The organism is Paenibacillus sp. 01T422 (assembly GCF_056398785.1).
Genome location: NZ_JBFTQB010000735.1, coordinates 1 through 3,860 on the forward strand (window position 1 = coordinate 1; position 3,860 = coordinate 3,860).

Here is a 3,860-nt window from a genome sequence, read left to right on the forward strand (position 1 = left end):
TTTCATTGCCTTCCCACCTCAATTTTGTAACCTATCCCGCGAACCGTCCGAATCGCGAAATCATCTGCATAATCAGCAAATCGTTCACGAAGCCTCTTGATATGCACATCAACCGTTCGATCATCACCTTCGTAATCCGCCCCCCAAACAAGTTGAATCAGTTCATCGCGCGAGAACAACCGACCTGGATATTGTGCGAGCTGAGATAGCAGTTCGAATTCTTTCATTGGCAGAATAAAGACAGTCTGACCGTCAGAAACCTCAATATTTCTCCGATCGATAGTAATTCTATTTATTCGAATGATGTCACTTGAAGTTCGATTATATCGTCGGAATAAAGCTTTAACCCTGAATACTAGCTCTTCCGGCTCGAACGGTTTGGTCAAATAATCGTCTGTGCCTTGAAGATACCCCTTTTCTTTATCTTGCAGTTGATCCCGAGCAGTGAGCATGATAATGGGGATATCGTAATTTTGTCTAATAAAGTCACATAGTTCGAGCCCATCCATTCTCGGCATCATAACATCAACAATCGCTAAATCAATAGGCGTTTGCTTCATCAGCTCAACGGCTTTCAATCCATCCTGAGCCTCGTAAATCCCAAACCCTTCTTTGGTCATCACATATCGAAGCAGCTCTCGAATATTCGCATCATCATCTGCAACAAGCAGGTTTCTCACTATTATTTCCTCCTGCAACTAAATTCAGCCAATCCATTGCTTGTCATCTTTATAAATGATCTTGATGAATAGATATATGATTAATGGAACAACTACATTTGGAATACTAAAATTCAGCAATGAAGGTATCCCCACCAATGGAGAATACCCCGCACCTTCTATAGGGATGAGAATCTGCTGCCCCCATGGGCCTTTAGAAAATACGGAATTCAACGTGAAATTCCAACCGAAATGCAATCCAAGTGGTAATGCAATAGACTTTGTTTTAACAAACGCATAAGCCCATATTAGACCTGTAAGCCCAGTAATGATAAAAATAATAATCATAGGTACAATATCACCAATAATTCCATAAGAAAACCAATGATAAATTCCAAAAGAAATGGATGATGCAGCAATTCCTATTTTGAAACCTAGTCGTTTAATAAGAATATAGAGTAAAGCACCCCTAAATATTAATTCTTCGAATAAAACAGATTTAAAATTCAACCAGAAGAAATTCATGATGTCAAAGAAAGATAAGTCCTGCTTCAATTTCCAACTCAGATCAATGAGTATCGAATCTAGCAATTGAACTAATACACATAAGATTCCAGCAAGCAGAAGTCCAATTGAAAATTGCATAAATCTTTTGATCGGTGGATAAAATCCTAAAACAGATAAATTTTGCTTTGCAATTAATCGAAGGATTATCAATGAGATTAATAGTTGAACAACTATTCCTAACATTTTTTCATTCGACCCCTACTTTCTTATTCAGCAAATAGCTGCTAATCGTAAAAAATACCAGACATACAATGATCAAAGTGAACGTCGATGTGAAATTCGCGAAAGCTACGATACATAAAAACAAGCCAGCAATGAAGCTTAGACAGGTTGCGAGAAGAGATAACCTGCCGCAGCACTTGCCAATCAACATACTTGTAAAACATAAAAACACACAGCATGTAACAGAGAGAAACCATTTTATCACTAGCAGCACCTTGGACCACTCGAACGTAATCAAAGGGTCGGCGCGAAACAATAGCTCTCCACTAACACCGTATTGCACCCATAAACCTGCGAGCATGACTGCCGTTATTAGTATGACTTCTACAAGGATCGAGATATATTTGGAGAAAAGCAAATAAGTTCGGGGAACAGGAAGAACTAATAATTGATAAATCGAATGCTGCTGCCACTCGTCACGCCATGTAGAAAAGCAGTGTACAAACGGAATTAGCAATACGGCGCTGAATACCATAATATTCAAAGACATAATTAATCCAAGCCCGTACTCAGGAAGCTGCATATGAAGAGGCAGGATGGCAACCACCACATTTAGCAGGACTATTGCCCCGAGCGTAACCCAAATCGTGCTTCTTCGATTCCGTAGATCCGTAAGCACCAGCCTTCTAAAAGCGTGCATGATCGTACACCTCTTTCATAATATCCATTAAAGACAAGTTTCTTTCCAGTTTTAATGTCTCGACATGACCGCTAAGCAGCAGCTTCCCTTCGTGAATAAATATGACCTCATCGAGCATGACTTCCACTTCGGATACCTCGTGTGTAGTTATAATGATGGTTTGACCTTCATCCACAAAATCCTCCACAATCGCTTGAGCAATCTGTTGTCGCGCAAAAGGATCGATTCCCGAGAAAGGTTCGTCCATGAGCAAATATCGGGCTTGCCGGCTAAGTGCCAGCAACAGCTTCATCTTCGCTCGCATCCCTTTGGACGCCTCTCGAATCGACGTTTCGGGCATTAGTTCGAAAAAATCAAGCAAATGATGAGCCTTGTTATCGTCCCAATCCCAATACATGTCTTTCATATACTGCATGGCGTCAGATAACTTCATCCACGGATACCAGACATCCTTGTCGGGAAGGTACGTCAGCATCCCTCTTGTAGACAAACACGGCGATTTGCCGTCCAGCGTAATTTCACCCTGATCCAACAGAAGTAGCCCTGCCATAGCACTAAGCAACGTAGATTTGCCTGCACCGTTCGTACCCAATAATCCAACGATTCGCCCCTCACCGGCAGAAAAGGATATATCGTCCAACGCTTTTTTATTTCTGAATGTCTTAACGACATGGTCCACTCTAATCATTGCGTTTTCCCCCTTTCATATATTTTTTCATCGTATCCAGAATCTCCTCATCCGATCTCCCGAAAGAACGCAGCATTTCGATGCTTTGGCTAACCGCGGCGTTCAGCGCTTCTTCCCTTAACGCTTCCAAAATCTCCGCATCACCCGTCATAAAGCTTCCCTGCCCTCTTGCCGTTACAATTAATTTCATGTCCTCCATTTCCCTGTAGGCTCTCTGGATCGTATTCGGGTTGACCCCTAGTCTTTTGGCAAGCTCGCGTCGTGAGGGAATTTCCTGACCTAACTGATACGTTCCGTTGATGAACTTTATTTTGATGTCATCGATAATTTGGGTATAAATCGCTTCCTTCTGATTGAACTCCATCGAAGCCTCCACAAACTGCATTCAGTATTACTGTATTAGTTAATTAATACAGTAATACTAAGGGGGACCGAAGTCAATAGGTATTTCAAAAAAGGACGAGCACTACACGCCAATTGAAGGAACGAAGTTGAGTTCGATAATGCAAAAAAACAGTGTTTAACTTATGCAAAGTTAAACACTGTTTCATTGAATTTGATGAAATTATCTACCAGCTGCAACAAGCCTTATCACAAATACAATATTGTTCTAGATTATCATATAAAGATTATCCTCTCACCCAAAGTTCCATATGTCAACCAGGGCAACTCCCATTTCAACACGTAAATTGATTCATGCGTCCAATCAATTACAATTCAATGGACATAATTTATACCGTAGTGACAAATTACCAGAAGGGAATGAGTACGCATGGGAGCAGTCGGTTGTGGTGCAAGTTGTGCAGGTTACGGTTCTAGCGCAGCAGCTATTTTGGTTCTTTTTATTCTTTTGGTAATCATAACATCAGCTTTTGTATGGTAATTCCTTAACCAACACTAAGAACAACAAGAAAAAAACGGCCGCTAATTAAATGCGAGCCGTTTTTTCTTTGTTCCTGATATCTTATTCTCAGAGTGACCTTGTAATGGTAAACGAAGGTGACATATCAGATGAGTGACTCACCTGGATGGACCTGCTGTATTTTTTTGCAGGCTATTCCAATACTTAATTAGGGCATACGTC

The 3,860-nt window shown here is 40.9% G+C and carries 6 protein-coding genes; 1 reads left to right on the top strand and 5 read right to left on the bottom strand.

What is annotated here, in order from left to right; all coding sequences use genetic code 11:
- Window positions 1-2: 2 nt before the first annotated feature.
- Genes AC1DUA_RS30080 through AC1DUA_RS30100 form a run of 5 tightly spaced genes read right to left on the bottom strand, consistent with a single transcriptional unit; the run spans window position 3 to window position 3,140 of the window.
- Entirely contained in the window at window positions 3-680 is a 678-nt protein-coding gene (locus tag AC1DUA_RS30080; protein WP_477503238.1) for a response regulator transcription factor, read from the bottom strand.
- 24 nt (window positions 681-704) lie between these two features.
- Entirely contained in the window at window positions 705-1,409 is a 705-nt protein-coding gene (locus AC1DUA_RS30085) for a lysostaphin resistance A-like protein (protein ID WP_477503239.1), read from the bottom strand.
- A gap of 4 nt (window positions 1,410-1,413) precedes the next feature.
- Window positions 1,414-2,088: an ABC transporter permease gene (locus tag AC1DUA_RS30090; RefSeq protein ID WP_477503240.1), complete on the bottom strand. Its 675-nt coding sequence runs from the start codon at window positions 2,086-2,088 to the stop codon at window positions 1,414-1,416.
- Window positions 2,075-2,776, bottom strand: coding sequence for an ABC transporter ATP-binding protein (locus AC1DUA_RS30095; RefSeq protein WP_477503241.1), 702 nt, complete (start codon window positions 2,774-2,776; stop codon window positions 2,075-2,077). Before AC1DUA_RS30095 ends, AC1DUA_RS30090 begins: the two co-directional genes overlap by 14 nt.
- Window positions 2,769-3,140, bottom strand: a complete 372-nt coding sequence (locus tag AC1DUA_RS30100) for a GntR family transcriptional regulator (protein ID WP_477503242.1) — start codon at window positions 3,138-3,140, stop codon at window positions 2,769-2,771. Before AC1DUA_RS30100 ends, AC1DUA_RS30095 begins: the two co-directional genes overlap by 8 nt.
- Before the next feature lie 408 nt (window positions 3,141-3,548).
- On the opposite strand from AC1DUA_RS30100, the gene AC1DUA_RS30105 reads away from it, so the two are divergent.
- Window positions 3,549-3,659 carry a YjcZ family sporulation protein gene (locus AC1DUA_RS30105; protein ID WP_161405328.1) on the top strand — a complete coding sequence of 37 codons (111 nt, stop codon included), beginning with the start codon at window positions 3,549-3,551 and terminating at the stop codon, window positions 3,657-3,659.
- Window positions 3,660-3,860: the final 201 nt, after the last annotated feature.

Excerpts from the sequence above, each read along its gene's own strand:
- AC1DUA_RS30085 (WP_477503239.1), bottom strand. The coding sequence starts at position 1,409 with ATGTTAGGAATAGTTGTTCAACTATTAATCTCATTGATAATCCTTCGA.
- AC1DUA_RS30090 (WP_477503240.1), bottom strand. The coding sequence starts at position 2,088 with ATGCACGCTTTTAGAAGGCTGGTGCTTACGGATCTACGGAATCGAAGA.
- AC1DUA_RS30095 (WP_477503241.1), bottom strand. The coding sequence starts at position 2,776 with ATGATTAGAGTGGACCATGTCGTTAAGACATTCAGAAATAAAAAAGCG.
- AC1DUA_RS30100 (WP_477503242.1), bottom strand. The coding sequence starts at position 3,140 with ATGGAGTTCAATCAGAAGGAAGCGATTTATACCCAAATTATCGATGAC.
- AC1DUA_RS30105 (WP_161405328.1), top strand. The coding sequence starts at position 3,549 with ATGGGAGCAGTCGGTTGTGGTGCAAGTTGTGCAGGTTACGGTTCTAGC.